The 14,990-nt window shown below is 51.8% G+C and carries 11 protein-coding genes; all 11 read right to left on the bottom strand.

What is annotated here, in order from left to right; all coding sequences use genetic code 11:
• Positions 1 to 12 precede the first annotated feature (12 nt).
• The gene (locus tag ACMGGR_RS06595) at positions 13 to 1,440 is read right to left on the bottom strand and encodes an oligosaccharide flippase family protein (protein ID WP_246757819.1); all 1,428 of its coding nucleotides are present in this window, start codon (positions 1,438 to 1,440) and stop codon (positions 13 to 15) included.
• A gap of 36 nt (positions 1,441 to 1,476) precedes the next feature.
• A complete protein-coding gene (locus tag ACMGGR_RS06590) occupies positions 1,477 to 2,460 on the bottom strand; it encodes a glycosyltransferase family 2 protein (protein WP_414148449.1) in 984 nt (327 codons plus the stop codon).
• Positions 2,461 to 2,538: 78 nt separating this feature from the next.
• Positions 2,539 to 4,686 (bottom strand): phage tailspike protein, encoded by a 2,148-nt coding sequence (locus ACMGGR_RS06585; RefSeq protein ID WP_414148448.1) that lies wholly within the window; start codon positions 4,684 to 4,686, stop codon positions 2,539 to 2,541.
• A gap of 68 nt (positions 4,687 to 4,754) precedes the next feature.
• A complete protein-coding gene (locus ACMGGR_RS06580; protein ID WP_246757822.1) occupies positions 4,755 to 5,789 on the bottom strand; it encodes a glycosyltransferase in 1,035 nt (344 codons plus the stop codon).
• 43 nt (positions 5,790 to 5,832) lie between these two features.
• Entirely contained in the window at positions 5,833 to 6,585 is a 753-nt protein-coding gene (locus ACMGGR_RS06575; protein WP_246757823.1) for a glycosyltransferase family 2 protein, read from the bottom strand.
• Between the two features lie 67 nt (positions 6,586 to 6,652).
• Positions 6,653 to 7,780 carry an EpsG family protein gene (locus ACMGGR_RS06570; protein ID WP_246757824.1) on the bottom strand — a complete coding sequence of 376 codons (1,128 nt, stop codon included), beginning with the start codon at positions 7,778 to 7,780 and terminating at the stop codon, positions 6,653 to 6,655.
• A gap of 23 nt (positions 7,781 to 7,803) precedes the next feature.
• Positions 7,804 to 8,721, bottom strand: a complete 918-nt coding sequence (locus ACMGGR_RS06565; protein ID WP_246757825.1) for a glycosyltransferase family 2 protein — start codon at positions 8,719 to 8,721, stop codon at positions 7,804 to 7,806.
• Between the two features lie 110 nt (positions 8,722 to 8,831).
• Entirely contained in the window at positions 8,832 to 11,009 is a 2,178-nt protein-coding gene (wzc, locus tag ACMGGR_RS06560; protein ID WP_246757826.1) for a tyrosine-protein kinase Wzc, read from the bottom strand.
• 12 nt (positions 11,010 to 11,021) lie between these two features.
• Entirely contained in the window at positions 11,022 to 11,456 is a 435-nt protein-coding gene (locus ACMGGR_RS06555; RefSeq protein ID WP_246757827.1) for a protein tyrosine phosphatase, read from the bottom strand.
• 10 nt (positions 11,457 to 11,466) lie between these two features.
• Positions 11,467 to 12,609: a polysaccharide export protein gene (locus ACMGGR_RS06550; RefSeq protein ID WP_281434437.1), complete on the bottom strand. Its 1,143-nt coding sequence runs from the start codon at positions 12,607 to 12,609 to the stop codon at positions 11,467 to 11,469.
• A 237-nt stretch (positions 12,610 to 12,846) separates the two neighbouring features.
• Positions 12,847 to 14,280, bottom strand: coding sequence for an undecaprenyl-phosphate galactose phosphotransferase WbaP (gene wbaP / locus ACMGGR_RS06545; RefSeq protein ID WP_414148447.1), 1,434 nt, complete (start codon positions 14,278 to 14,280; stop codon positions 12,847 to 12,849).
• Positions 14,281 to 14,990 lie beyond the last annotated feature (710 nt).

Here is a 14,990-nt window from a genome sequence, read left to right as displayed (position 1 = left end):
CATAACAGATATTTAAATGTCGATTTTTTTCATTTTAAACAGAACGCCCATGACCAGCAGATAAGCCAGCACGCCAACGCCAATTTCACTGACTACATAGAGAATGGGATGTGCTGTTTCACCCGCGCCAAAGTGGCGGAAAAGTATCAGCGCCAGCGCCATAATCAGCGTGGTCAATGCCGGATAGAAAACCGGACGCAGCTGGTCAATAACGCCCAGAGTAATAATACGTTTCATCAACCAGATGCCGAGCGGAATAGTGATAATCACCCGCATCGACGACCAGGTAATCATCGTTTCAATCAGCGACAGCTTCGCGGTCACCAGCGCGGCAATCACCGCAACAATCGCCGAGGTCAGCGAGAGATAAAGGAAACGGCGCGACTGCCCTACCGCTTTCATCACAATGCCCACGAACATACGTGAGAACATCACGGCGTTCATGATGGCGATAACCTGAATAATCGGCACCGCCGGACGCCAGTGCTCGCCCAGCACCAGCGGTAGCCAGTCGTTACAGGTCAAGGCAATGCCGACAAAGGCGGGCATGGAAACGAAGTTGAAGATTTTCGTCGCCTTGTAGAAGGCGTTAATCAGCTTGTTGCGATCGTCCTGTACCGACGAGAAGACCGGCAGCGCCATACGGCCAATCACCGTGTTAAGGATATTTAAAATGGCATCGGTCAGGCGAGTCGACATATTGTAGATACCGAGCTGCGCCACGCCGTGAAAGCTGAGGATAAGCAGGCTGAACACGCGCGACAGCACGTTCCACAGCAGGTTTTCCACCATCACAAACAGGCCAAATTTACACAGTTCGATAAAATCTTTCAGGTTGAAATAGAAACCCTTAGGCAGAATTTTTCTGGACTGCACATAAATCAGGGTGGTGGCGATAGTGTTTTGCAACAGGCTACCCAGCACCACGCTCCATAGCCCAAATCCGGTCAGCGCCATGGGTATCGCCACGGCGAAAAAGCAGAGGCGGGAAATCAGCGTTCGCTTGGTCAGCGCGCTCATTTCCAGATTTTTCATCAGCAGCCCGGTCGGCAACACCGCTGCAATCTGCATCGCCGCGCCAATCCCTTCGCTTACCATGATGATGGCAATAATCTTGCTGTTCCAGACGTGTTCAATATAAAGCGCAATAACCAGCGAGGCTAAAAAGCTAAACAGGCTGAGGCCCAGCGTGCTCCAGAGCACGGTAAGCTGGAGTTTTTGCGTCAAATCTTTACGCTGGATCACCGCTTCGGTCAGACCCAGGCTAAGAACCAGCACCATCAGGGCTGCAATGGTCTGGGCGGCGGCAATTTTACCGTAGTCGTCCGGGTTAAGAATACGCGCCAGAAAGACCACGGAAATAATGCTGAGCGCCGCTGACGAAAGCGCTTCAAATGCGGACCAGATGGCCGCACTTTTAATTTTTTTTCTGTCCACCATGCCGGGAAGGCCCCTGTATTAACTTTCTACAAAATTTTATTTTAATTTCTCTTTTAGCCAAAAAATTGAATAGTAGAGAAATGGCATGTGCCAGTTAAGCAAGCGACATAGCAGCCGGGCTGAACGTCCTGCGGTAAGGTGGTTGACGGCATAATGCCCACCGCGGTTATCTTTATATTCTTCTTTTACCAGGCGATAACCCGAAAAAAAAGATAGCTGTGACTTAATTATATTTTCCGTAAGCATCGTCATATAATTAAATCGCATCATATTGGCCAGCGGCTCGGTATTTTTTCCCAGCGCCTGCATCATGCCAAGGAAAATCTGGTCAGATCTTTTTGTATCGTTAATACGGCTGGAAGAGTAGCTGGTTGCCAGCGTTCCGGACGGGTAACGAATATACTGGTAGCAAAGCTGCGGTGACAGCACGACGCTTTGCGACACGTAAAGAAAATTAAGATTGAACGCGCGATCTTCCGAATGGTGCATGGCGGTATCGAACCGCAGCTTGTGTTGTCGTAGCGTATCGACAAGGAAAAGCTTGTTCCATACCGTGCTGAGATTATTCGGGCCGTCGTATGAGTTATATTTCGCGATAGCCTGCTGGCCGCTGCAGCGATCCTGCGGGAAAAGGCATTTGTCACTCTGCCCGCTCTGCTGGGTAATCTGTTCGTAGGAAAAGCAGATAGCGTCCGCGTCGGAAGCTTCATCAATCAACGCAATAATCTTTTCCGGGAAAAAACGATCGTCAGCGTCGCAAAACCAGACGTAGCGGCTGGCCAGCGCTTCAATACCCGCGTTGCGCGCGCTGGACACGCCGCCGTTCGGCTTATCGATCAGGTGGAAATTGTCCCTTTCTGCGGCTATCGCTTCACACAGCGCTTTGCTGTTATCGCGTGAGCCATCATTTACCAGAATAATATCGACGCGATGTGCAGGAAATTGCTGCAGTTGTTCAAATAACGCAGGCAGGTGTTCGCCAGTATTATAAACAGGTATGACCACCGATAAGTCTTTCATTAGAGCCACCACACTATCATCAAAGTTTATCCAAATAAAAACGTCCGCTTCCCTGCGTCGACGTTGTCGGTGACATCATTATTTTGTTTTAAAATAAGGCAAGGCGCAGTGCTCCCCATTAATCAGCACTGATACATACCCCGCCGGGCTGGACGCATCGACACGTTCAGCCGTAATGGCATTAGCCGACAGCAGTAAATCGCCGTCGTTAGTTCCACCAATCGCTACTTTGCCGCTTTGCAGAGAGAAACGGGTTTCCGCTTTGTGGCTTCCCTGACCTGGGGCGCTTTTGAGTGGTTTAAGCGTGGCATCAAACCGGGCACACTTGCCGGTAAGGTAACGATCTTTGCCCGTTGTTTTCAGCAGCACCATGGCTGAAGAAACCTCTGAGGCCATTTTTACGCACAGAATAACGTCGGTGTCATAAGGCGCGTAGAAGGCAACATCGGTAATCGGGCTGCCGCCTTCACTGTGCCAGCTGGCAGTGCTTTTATGTGCCAGACGCTGCAAATGAATGACCGCTTTGCCCTGGTCGCCAGGGATTTCGATCTCCCAGCTGTCGCCCGCTTCCGGCGAATAGAACCGTCCCAGCTCCACCCACTGTTCCGTGCTGCTTTTGTTTTCCAGGCGGTGCTTCGCGGTCACATAACCATATTTCAGGCTGCCGTCGATTGCCGCGCCAAACGACTCAATACGCGTCGAGCCAAGCTCAAAGCTGCTGAGCCAGCTTCCCGGCGCGTTAGCGTTATCAATACGGCTACCTACCTGCAGGTTGATCTGGCGCAGGTTCAGGCGCGAGTTGCGGGCGTTGAGGGCATTTTTACAGCCTTCCATACTCAGGCCATCGATAATCCATTGCCCGTCGGAGATATTGCCGGGATTCGGGCTGTGCTCAATCCAGCCGTTGTGAATAAACGACTGGCTACAGCGTGGCAGGTTAATAACCACCCCATCACAGCCCTGCGCGTTGAAATTTGACAGCTCGACGGCGGTGTTGTGATCCCAGTTGCCTTTTTTGGTGTCGGACCAGACGCCTTTAATCACGTCGCCGCTACAGTGAGAGGCGTACCACTGGTCGATTTTACAATCCAGCGTGTCCATCAGGCTCAGCGAAACGCCACCAACCTGGCTGAAGCGCAGGCAGGAAGCGCGGAAGAACTGGCCCGCAGGGCAGTTATTCAGGAAGAAACCCTGCAGGTTAGGCCGCTTGTCGTTACCGCCTTCAAAGCTGATATTGGCGATCTCTACCCAGCGTGCTTTTACGCCGAAGACAAATTCAGCCTTACCGTCCGAAACCAGCGTGGTGGTTGGAAAGTAGCCAAAGTTAACTGGCGCACCGGTCAGGCGGAAAAAGCGGGTATATTTTTCCAGGGCGTCAAATTTCGAGACGAAAAAGCGGCCGGCCGGAAACTGAATCGAGATCTGCTCGTTGTTGTTTTGCGTCCACAGGTACATCGCGCGTACCGCGTCCGCCGCATCGGTCTGGCCATCGGCAATCGCGCCGAAGTCAAACACGGTGAGCCGATTGTAATCCTCGACCACGCGACGCCAGTGGAAGGTTTTGCCGGTAAGAATTACGCCGCCGTCGTCCTGCGCAGGCTTCAGGCTGCCGACAAACTCACCGCCGCCCACTTCGCGGCCTTCATGCCAGCTTTTCAGCTTGACCTTCGCGCCTTCAAACAGCGGCGTCGTGTTGCGCAGTACGGCGGCTGAAGGTATTTCACCAATCAGCTGATAGCCACCTGGCTCAGCGATACGCTGGCTAAAGCTATAGGCTCCTGCACGCGTTACGTCAGGGATGTTAAACAGCGTCTGGCCGTTCTCTTCCACTACCGCCATCGAGTGCGCCGGGTTGGCGATCAGCGCAGCATCATTATTAACGAAACGTGTCAGCGTCTCACGGTTTAACGTCACCGGCTGCGTCAGCTCGGTAAGCTGTCCTTTACTGTCGCGCAGGAAAAGCGGGATCTGGTTGCCAGCCTGAGTAGGATCGCTACCGGCTTTGCCAATCCACAGCTTCCCGGAAAAATTTTGCCAGAACTCGTTCGGCATCGCCCAGACGTTTTCCGGCGTCAGGATCGGCGCGTCGCCCGACGGCAGATCGCTCGGGCCAACCGCCTTACCGGCAACGGCGGTATTTTTTGCGGCATAGCTGGAAAAGGTACTCACAGAAAGGGCGGCAATCACCGAGGTGGCTGCCGTTTGTAATACTTCGCGTCTTTTCATGCTCGATCCTGTGCTCTCGTGGACCCTGTCGGGTTATCAAATGTTCCCGAGGTAATAACGCCAGCGGCCTACGCCAGGGCGAGCCAGCTCTGTTTTATTTTTTTGCCGTCAAACTTCAGCGCGGTCGTCCGGGTACTTTCGCTCATGGCAAAAAAGAGCCGGTCGTCGTTGGCCAGCTGATCCATACGGGCCAGAAAAGTTGCTTTATCGTTCATTGGCACCAGGAAACCATCCTGCTCGTGGTTGATAATTTCCTGTGGGCCGGTCGGACAGTCGTAGGCGACCACCGGCAGCGACCAGGATTTTGCTTCCAGCAGCACCAGCGGCAGGCCTTCATAGCGTGAAGTCATCAGCGCCATATCGCTGTCGCGATAATAATCATTGATATTGCTTACTTTGCCGACAAAGTCGACGCTGTCGGTGATGCCGAGCGTTGCCGCCTGCGCCTGCAATTGCTCGCGCAGCTCGCCGTCACCGGCGATAACCAGCTTCCAGTCAGGATGCTTACGGGCAAAGTCGTGCCAGATATCCAGCAGCAGGTCGAAACCTTTCTGGTGATCGAGACGACCTACCGCCAGCGCCTGCCGGCTACGCGTTTCGCGCTGCCAGGATTTGTAGACCACCGGATTAGGAATTTGCTTGCTGGGAATGCCCCAGCGGCTGAAGACCTGGTGATCTTTATCGGTCAGCACGACCACGCTGTCGTAATAGCGTAAAAGCAGGTATTTCAGCAACTTAATGGGCTTGCTGAAAGAATTAATGGCGATGTGTTCGCAGGCGTAGGCTTTGCCGCGCTTTTTCTTCAGCGACAGCAGGCTCCACAAAGCGTACATCACGCTGAGACGGCCCATGCTAATCAGGAAAACGCTGTCGAAGTTCTCTTCATGCACGCGCTGTACGATACTTTTAATCGGGTTGCTGTGGCCGTCAAAGCTGACGATCTCTTTCACCTGGCTGAAGGGATAAAAAGGTTTACCGCTGCCCTCCAGCGAATAAATGGTGACTTCACTGCTTTCGCCCAGACACTCTGACATAAAGTTGCAGATGTTTTCGGTACCCGCATAGGAGTAGGCGTCTTTAATCACCAGAACTATTTTTTTCATGAACCGCTATCCACCTCAGAAAAAATGAAAACCACCTGCTGGCTTATCGATGCTTCAGGGTAAACAGCACGCCATTAACCATATACCAGCCGTAATAGTAATAGATTTTTAACGGATTGTTTTTATAGATAATTCTTAATAATTCAAGATGCCACTGCGCCGCGCGATTTTTGTTCCGCGACAGGGAATCGCCCAGTTCATAGTAGTTGACCAGGATTTTCGGAATAACCCGTGCCTGCTGATAAAGGCTGAACAGTTCGTAAAGGAAGAGAAAATCTTCGTGGCCTTTGCGCTGGAAGAAAATGCCCTGCGGCGGACGACGGAAGCAGACCGAGGAGAAACAGACGCGATACTGTTTTTTGACGAAGTTATCACGCAGCAGCACCGGCTTGCCGTAAACGATGTCGTGGTCGGCCTTGCGCGTTTTGTAGTGATAATGGGTAATAACAAAGTTGTCACCGGCCGCAATGGCCGCCGTCTGCAACGCCAGTTTTTCAGGGTGCCATTCGTCATCGCTGTCGAGGAAAGCGATAATTTCCTGCGTCGCGGCCCGTAAGCCAGCGTTACGCGTTTCGGCAGCACCCAGGTTAACTTCATTTTCGATAATGGTAATACGCGGATCGCGACACTGTTCGCGCACCAGCGCCAGCGAATCGTCGGTCGATTTATCGTTGATCAGGTAGAGGTGCCAGTCAGGGTAAGTCTGGTCGATTATCGACTGTACGGCGCGCAAAACGGTCTGCCGCGCGTTATACATCGGCATAACGATGCCGACGGTGCCAACATGATTGTTCATCTGGATACCTGAATCTGTAGAAAGACGAGTGGAAAATTGCTTCGCTAAAGCGCGAAGCAAGGGCAAATCAGAAAAGACGGAATATCGGTGCCAGGCTATAGCCTTCGATAGACTGCACGGACAGGATGGTGTTATAGGCCAGATAGTAGCTCGCCATACCAAACAGCAATACCGTATTAAACAGCAGATTGCGAATGCGCATCATCAGAAACGCCAGCAGCAGCGGCTCGGTATGCAGGAACAGGTTACCTACCCTACCGCCAAGAATAGAGAAGTCAGCAAAGGTAATACGCACCGCTGCACCAATAGCATAGGCAATCAGCAGGATATAAGGCAGCCTGTCTTCCGGCGCAACCTGTCTTTTCCCCCAGTAAACCACGGTGAAAAAGCCGATAAAGGCGATGTTTTTCAGGTTAGCCAGGCCAAAGACCGGCGAGGCCTGATCGAACACCGTCCCCTCATAGCCCGATACGCGGTCGCCCACCAGAGACGCAATACCCAGCGTGTCCAGGAATAGTTTTTTACCGCCGACCAGTCCCAGTGGAATGGAGACGACGATCATCAGCAGCGGCAGATATTTGCGTTCGCGGATAAACAGAAACGGGATCAGGAGTATCAGCGCATAGGCGGTAGAGTGCGACTGCGTTGCCAACACCATTGCGACTATCGCCCACGCCCATTTACGATCCTGAGCCAGCAGAATAGCGGCGACGGTAAAGGCGCTGCTGAGGCCGAAACGTACCTGGTTCATATCCTTGTTGATAAACAGGTGCGTTGAATAGAGACACAGCGAACACAGGATCAGCGGCGCATATTTTTTATAGCACCAGGCGTTGGTCGCCACGGCGATAATGCAGATCAGCAGCAGGAAAAAGTAGCTTTCCCGTGTAAACACCGCCAGGATGCCGGCCAGAAGCGTAAAGAAGCTTTCGTAGCGATAGATTTTCGCCAGCGTGCCGTAGTCATCCATCGATAGCTGCGCGGAGAAGTTCTGGAAGAAACCAAGATACTGCTCGTTATCCAGGCCCGAGCCAGGCCCGCGCATGCCGCCAAAGCAGATCAATATGATCGTGGCGACAAAAAAGAAGTAGGTCACGACGCGCTTTATTTTGACTTCCTGAAGCTGGTTGATGGCCGCCAGCTCAAAAAGGCAAAATATCAGGATCGTGTAACTGATAATCCAATATATTGCCATGTTCTAATCCACCGAATTATTATTCAGGAAACAACCTTTTTCCCGGCGAAGCGCTCTTTTACCTTATCTTTCAGTCGATTGACGAAGTAAGCCTGGTTATCTTTATTGGTTAAGAAGAAATAACGGGCAAAGCTGAGGCTGGCGTGTAGTGACTTGCCATCCATTTTATAGCGCAGCGGTAGCTTATAGGCTTTATAGGTATGAATATCGCGCGCGGTCAGCCATGGCTTCATGCAGTCGAGCCAGAAAAACGAGTATTTAACCGACTCGCCTTTATGCTTTGAACCAAAATGGGTAATAAGATGGTAGTTTGCCAACGGACGCGGGATCATCACAAAGCGATAGCCCATACGGTCGGCGCGGATGCAGAAATCGTAATCCTGATGGCGACGGTAGCGCGTATCGAATTTGATTTTCAGCGCGTCTTCACGCTTCAGCACCAGCGTGCTGGTCTGCATAAAGCCATAACAGCCAAAAAGATATTCCGCTATGGTTTCGTTGGCACCCGGCGGCTGCATCGGCATGACTTTCAGGAAGCTGCCATCCTGCCAGATATTAACCTGGCTAAAGACGATGTATTTTTCTACACCCTGCGCTTCCAGTTCGGCAATTTTGCTGGCCGACTCTTTCAGTTTGTCAGCGTGCCATTCATCGTCAGCATCCAGGAAACTGATAAAGTCGCCGCTTGCCAGTTCGATGCCTTTATTACGCGCACCGGCACCGTTGAGCTTCTCCTGCGACAGCACCAGCTGAATGTTGAGTTCCTGATAGCGCGGGCCGTTAACCAGCTCGGCCAGCGCCGCCGCGTCGTCTGACTTGTCATCGACAATGATGACTTCAAAGTTGCGGTAGCTTTGCGCCAGCACGCAGTCGAGCGTGGTGGCGATGGTTTCTGAGGCGTTATACGCCGGGATGACGATTGAGAAGCGAATATCCTGCATTGCCAGCACCTTTTAACGTCTAAACAAAAGGGTTGCGTTCGCCGGGCCGATTGTTCTCCCGACGAACGGGGCCGGAGGAGTCCGACCCGGTTGGTTTTGCGTGCAGCCTGTCAGCTCTTCGCGTCTTTACCGTAGTTGTAGTCGTAGTAGTCATAGCCGTAGCCATAGCTGTTAGCGGCTTTACGCACTACGGCGTTAAGGATCACGCCTTTAATCTCAATGCCATTTTGCTCGAAGCGCTTGATGCTGACATCTACTTCTTTCGCGGTGTTGGTTTCAAAACGCGCGACCATCAGCGAAGTGCCCGCGCTCTTACCAATAATGGAAGCATCGGTCACGGCCAGGATTGGTGGCGTATCGATCAGCACCAGGTCGTAGTTCTCGCTTGCCCAGGTCAGCAGCTCGTTCATACGTGGATGCATTAGCAGCTCAGACGGGTTTGGTGGAACCTGGCCACGAGGCAGGAAGTCAAAGCCGTAAGCGCCCTGCTGAACCAGCGCAGGTGAAAATGCCGTTTTTCCGGAAAGGACATTAGACAGCCCCTGACGGTTGTCGGCACCCAGCAGATCGTGGGTATAGCCGCGACGCATATCGCCATCGATTAACAATACCTTCTGCCCTGCTTTCGCGACCAGCGTCGCCAGGTTGGCACAGATAAAGGTTTTACCAATACCAGGGCTGGCACCGGTAATCATCAGTACGTTGTTTTTCGCTTCCATCATTGCAAAGTGCAGGCTGGTACGCAGGCTGCGGATCGCTTCGATAGAGAGGTCGGTTGGGTTACCCAGCGCCAGCAGCGTTTCGTGCGGATCGGTTTTCACTTTGCTGCCGCGACGCGCCAGCGCCGCGCTGTCTTTTTTACGCTGCCATTCGGAAAGCGGTACGCTGGCGTAAACGTTGACGCCCAGCTCTTCCAGCTGCTCTGGATTTTCGATGCCATGATGGAACAGCGCCTTCAGCAGGATCAGACCTACAGAAATAGCCAGGCCGGCGATCAGGCTGGCAAGGATAATCAGCATCTTTTTCGGTGCGACTGGTGCCAGCGCGGTTTCCGCACGGTCGATAATGCGCACATCGCCAACGGTACTCGCCTTGCTGATAGCCAGCTCCTGCTGACGGTTCAGCAGCTGCATGTAGATTTCCTGGCCAGACTGCACATCACGCGTCAGACGCAGAATAACCTGCTGGGTCTGTGGCATAGTGCCGATTTTTTTGTTCAGCTGCGACTGCTCGTTTTCCAGCGTTTTACGCTTTTCAAGCAGGGCGCGGTAGGTCGGGTGATCTTTGGTGTAAAGCTGGGAAACTTCGGCTTCACGGAAGGTCAGCTGGTTTAGCTGGTTCTGTACGTTAACCGAAGAGTCCAGCGCCGACTTCGCTTCCAGCGACATATCAACCGATTCGTTCTGACGACGGAAGGTATTGAGCTTGTCTTCTGCTTCGTTCAGCTTGTTGCGTACCTGTGGCAGCTGATCGCGCAGGAAGGCCAGGCTGCGTTCCGCCTGTTCAGATTTGCGCTCAACGTTTTGCAGCAGGTAGTTATCAACGATGCGGTTAAGAATTTTGCTGATGCTGTCAGGATCGGAACCCTGATAGTTCAGGCCAAGCACGCCGGTGTCTTTACCTTTGTCCGCAACGGACAGGTTGCCCACCACCATGCTGATTGCCTGTAGCTCATTGAGCTTGGTAACCGTGAAGCTGGTGCCTTTATCTGCATCGATGCCGCTGACCAGCATAGTCACGTCGCCGTGCTGCTCCAGCTGGCCGACACGGCCTTTAAACAGCTCGTCGCCGTCTTTGCTTACGGTATAGCTTTGCGCGTCGTTCACTTCCAGTTCAACGTTGCGCTTTTTCCATTTAAGCGGCAGTTCCAGGCGAGACACGGCGATATCCGCCTGCTTGTCGCCCATGATGCGCGCCAGTCCTTTACCAATTATTGGAAAGTAGTCCTGCTCAACCACGGTATCCAGACCCAGATCGTGAACGGTTTTACCGATAACCATGCGCGACTGCAGGATCTGGATCTCGGTATCGGATTCAGGCGTCTGCGGTAAAGCATCCTGAATATTGGTCAGTACCGAGCTGGAGTCTTTCTGTTCTACCTGTACCAGCGCGTCAGCGCTGTAGATTGGCGTGGCGAAGAGCGTATAAAGCGTGCCCAGCAGCATAAAGACGGCAGTGACGGCGACAATGATCCAGCGATGGTCAACCAGCTGACCAACCAGATGCGCCAGATCTAACCCTTTTGTCTCTTCCTGCGGTGCCGTCATGACCCTGTTTTTTGTTTTCATGAATAATCCCAACTATCGGCTTAATACGTTGACCCATTTCTGGGTAGCGTTTTCAAGTAATCCGTAAACGGCCTCAAAGGCTTCACGACTTCTTTTATACGGATCCGCTATCTCAATTTGATTGAGCCAGTGGCCCATCAGCATGGTTTTGCCGCGTGCGGCCGGGTCAATACGGGTAATCTGATCGATATGCTTTTTCTCCATCACCAGGATGAGGTCAAACTCCCGTGAGAGTTCAGCCGTAAACTGCTGCGCCTGGTGACCCGCCAGCGAAAGGCCGTTTGCTGCGGCAACCTCGCTGGCGGTCTGTTCTGCGGCATAGCCCGTCATGGCATTCAGCCCGGCGGACGCTATTTGCTTGTCAGGGAGTGCACGTTTTAACAACCGTTCGCCGGTCGGAGAACGGCAGATGTTGCCGACACAGACGACTAAGATTGAATTAATCATATTGCCCCGATTACCAGTTATGGATATAACGCACGTTCTCGGTTGCGTTATACACGCCGGAAATGGTTGGCGTCAGCTGAGAAATAACGCGGTTCCAACGAGTCAGCGGCGTAGAGGTGACATACACGATGTCGTACGGCTCAAGCTGGAATTCAGACCCCATCACCATCGCTGATGCATCCTTCAGGTTCAGCTGATAGATGTTGGCAATCTTGGTGCGGTTCTTACCTTTGATTGGACGGATAACGAAGACGCCGGTCGCATCAGAGGAGGTTTGATCCATGCCCTGCGCGCTGCCCAGCGCTTCCGACAGCGTCATGCCGCTGCGATCCATTTTCAGCGTGCTCTGCTGTTTCACTTCGCCCATCACAAAGATTTTCAGATCGTCGTTACGCGGGATAAACAGAATATCGCCGGGGTAAAGCAGATGGTTTTGCGACAGGTCGCCGTTTTGCATCAGCGCCTGTAAAGAAACCGGGATTTCAGCACCGTTGTGGGTCAACACCACGTTGCGCCAGTCGGCGTTGGTAGTCAGGCCGCCCGCTGCGTTAACCGCGTCCAGAATGGTTAACGGCACGTTAGTGATCGCCTGCTGGCCGGAAGTGGTTACCTCTCCGGTCACGTAGGCTTTCTGTGATTTAAAAGAGGCGACGCTGACATCGATCTGCGGGCTTTCGATGTACTGCGCCAGGCGGCTGGCCATCTCGGTACGCACTTCCTGCACGGTACGGCCCGCTACGCGCACGCGACCGATGTAAGGATAGAAAATCGTGCCGTCTGAATGCACCCAGTTACCGGTATCGCTGGCGCTACGGTACTGACCGGCTGGCGTGGTAAGTTCCGGGTGATCCCAGACGGTGACGTTAAGCACGTCGCCGATACCAATGTGGTATTCGTAGTTCTGGATTTCGGTTTGCAGCTGTGGGTTAGGACGCGCTACCACAGGGGTAGGACGCATACGTTCAACCAGGCTTGGGGTCATAGGGAAGACATTGACGTATTTATCAATATCAAAATCGCTATCCTGCTGCTTGATAACATCTTTACCGCTGGTGGAAAGCTTTGAACCCGGAACGATCGTACATCCTGAAAGGAGTGCAGCCGAGATCAACAAGGGCAATAACTTCGTTTTGATTGTAATCATCTGTTTCATCGCTATCAGTAATTTGATTGATAGTGGCGGATCCGCCGCTGTGTAGCGTCTTGCAAAGGTAAAAGCGTTTTATTCACTGTAACTGTCAGTCATCACCTGATCCCTTTCCTTTTTTGCCTTGCCGGCTCGCTGTGAGCCGACGCTTAACAGAGGAACGTTGAGCGCGCAAGTCAGTGACAGTCATCAGTCAAACCACGCAATAACAGCGGCGCGCTCTTGCAAACGCGCCGAAATTTTTTAGTATGCGCCGTCTCGCTTCAGTACCACGCCAATGGTTTTGAAGAGAATGGCAATATCGTTCCATAAAGACCAGTTTTTTACGTACCAGGAGTCAAAATAGACGCGAGTTTCATAGTCCACGTCGTTACGACCGCTGACCTGCCACAGTCCGGTCATGCCCGGCTTGGCCATAAAGTAGTAATCAACGTCGCCCGCGTAGCGCTCCAGCTCATCTTCGATAACCGGACGCGGTCCAACCAGACTCATTTCGCCGCGCACCACGTTCCAGAGCTGCGGCAGCTCGTCGAGGCTGGTTTTGCGGATAAAGTGGCCGATACGGGTGATGCGAGGATCGTTCTTAAGCTTGAAGTCTTTGTCCCATTCCGCACGCGCAACGGGATCGGTACGTAATACCTCTTCCAGCACTTCTTTGGAATTGATCACCATCGAGCGGAACTTGAGGCATTTAAATTTACGACCGTTTAGCCCTACACGTTCGTGACCGTAAATAGGTTTGCCGCCGTCACGAGAAACCATAAATATCAGAATAGCCAGCGCGGGCATCAACATGGTGATAATAGCCAGCGCGCCAAAGATATCAAAAGCGCGTTTGATAATACGCGAGGTGCGTTTTGCCAGATTGTTGCTTACCCGTAAAATCATCACTTCATGGCTAAAGATATAAGCCATATCAGTGCCGTAAAGCGGAACGCCGCGTAATGAAGGAATAACGGAAACGGAACGACAATTATGTTTCGCCAGGTTTTTTAGCCACAGGTCACGGTGATGACTTTGTTCAAACTCCACCGCCACAATAAACTGCGTTTCGCTGTTTACCTGCTGCCACAGCGATGATTCATCATTAATAACGGGAATGCCGAACAGCGCTGGCGCGGCGGTCATGCCGTCTACATCGTAGAACGCCACCACGTCAAAACCCATCACCTCTTCACTTTGCAGCGCCATATAGGCTTCTTCAGCATTTTTGCCGCTGCCAATGATGATGGACTGTTTTTTCCACAGGCCGTAGCGATTCAAAATGCGTTTGACCAGCGCACGCCCTACCGGGATCAGCACCAGCGCCAGCAGCCAGGTTAATAACCAGGTCCAGCGTGACATTTCCCATTTAGATAATGCCGTGATGGAAAGGTCGATCACGGAGAAGATCAGGACGCTACGGAAAATTTCTTTTAATTCGAACCAGAAGGGCTTGCGATAAGTATAGTGGCGCAGGCGAACCCAGAACCAGGCAATACAAATAACAGAAAGAATAATGTGTGTGCTTATTTTTAACTGCAGATCCTGAGTTGAAATGTCATCCAGTAAATTCTCCGGAAAACTTTTCATCAGGAGGATTGCAATAAATAAAGAGGCGTTAAAAAAAATCAGGTCTGAAAGTGCTAATGAAAGTTTAATTAACAGCCCTTTAAAGGTAAATTCTATATCGCGCATAGTTAACTCTTATTTTTTCTTCAAAAGCCTGTGGTTTAATAATTTCCACTGCTGAGGATTGCGTATTTTTTAAGCACGTCATTTATGAAAGACGTATTTCGGGGTGGTGCAACAGATCGCCGGAACGCGTAGCAGAGCTTGAAAATTGACATGTAAAATCAACAACAACCTGATGGAAGCCCTGTCAGGACGCTGACGTTTCCACCTGTCCAGACACGCTACCGCCCCTGGCTTGTAGCTGCCAATGCGCTGTATCTCGTTCTGCTATGTTGGTTTTATCCTGTCCTCTCGGTGCAGGCTAAAGCTTTTCATCGCCCGGATGAAGCCAAAACTTAAAAGGACGCCGAGCTGCGACCGTGCTAATTGCTACATTTACGCAGGCATTTACTAACACGTTGCTATACTAGTTATAACTGGCCTGTTTACAAGAGCCTGTTCCCGCTGCTCCGCTCTTTTAGGATTAAGACTACCTTGTCCTCCTCGCTATAGCTAACAGGGTCATTGATAAGAAATTCAGATTAACTTTATTGTAAAACTAAGATTAATCCCGTCCGATTTAACCCTGCACCTTAAGTATCCCTTATTTTATTGGTCATACCTATGCGAATATTCTTGAAAAACTATTCCATGCATTTGAATGCCCGTCAGATGATTCTAAAATCGGCAGTAACAGAGAGCGCCAGTTATACGCCCCGCAGCGTAGCCGTGTG

The organism is Erwinia sp. BNK-24-b (genome assembly GCF_047456155.1).
GTDB lineage: Bacteria > Pseudomonadota > Gammaproteobacteria > Enterobacterales > Enterobacteriaceae > Erwinia > Erwinia phyllosphaerae.
The sequence above is the reverse complement of the archived record's forward strand: the minus strand, read 5'-3'. Positions and strand labels throughout refer to the sequence as shown.

Coding starts and splice junctions, on each gene's coding strand:
- ACMGGR_RS06585 (WP_414148448.1), bottom strand. CDS start 4,686: ATGAAAAGACGCGAAGTATTACAAACGGCAGCCACCTCGGTGATTGCC.
- ACMGGR_RS06590 (WP_414148449.1), bottom strand. CDS start 2,460: ATGAAAGACTTATCGGTGGTCATACCTGTTTATAATACTGGCGAACAC.
- wbaP (WP_414148447.1), bottom strand. CDS start 14,280: ATGCGCGATATAGAATTTACCTTTAAAGGGCTGTTAATTAAACTTTCA.
- ACMGGR_RS06595 (WP_246757819.1), bottom strand. CDS start 1,440: ATGGTGGACAGAAAAAAAATTAAAAGTGCGGCCATCTGGTCCGCATTT.
- wzc (WP_246757826.1), bottom strand. CDS start 11,009: ATGAAAACAAAAAACAGGGTCATGACGGCACCGCAGGAAGAGACAAAA.
- ACMGGR_RS06555 (WP_246757827.1), bottom strand. CDS start 11,456: ATGATTAATTCAATCTTAGTCGTCTGTGTCGGCAACATCTGCCGTTCT.
- ACMGGR_RS06580 (WP_246757822.1), bottom strand. CDS start 5,789: ATGAAAAAAATAGTTCTGGTGATTAAAGACGCCTACTCCTATGCGGGT.
- ACMGGR_RS06550 (WP_281434437.1), bottom strand. CDS start 12,609: ATGAAACAGATGATTACAATCAAAACGAAGTTATTGCCCTTGTTGATC.
- ACMGGR_RS06570 (WP_246757824.1), bottom strand. CDS start 7,780: ATGGCAATATATTGGATTATCAGTTACACGATCCTGATATTTTGCCTT.
- ACMGGR_RS06575 (WP_246757823.1), bottom strand. CDS start 6,585: ATGAACAATCATGTTGGCACCGTCGGCATCGTTATGCCGATGTATAAC.
- ACMGGR_RS06565 (WP_246757825.1), bottom strand. CDS start 8,721: ATGCAGGATATTCGCTTCTCAATCGTCATCCCGGCGTATAACGCCTCA.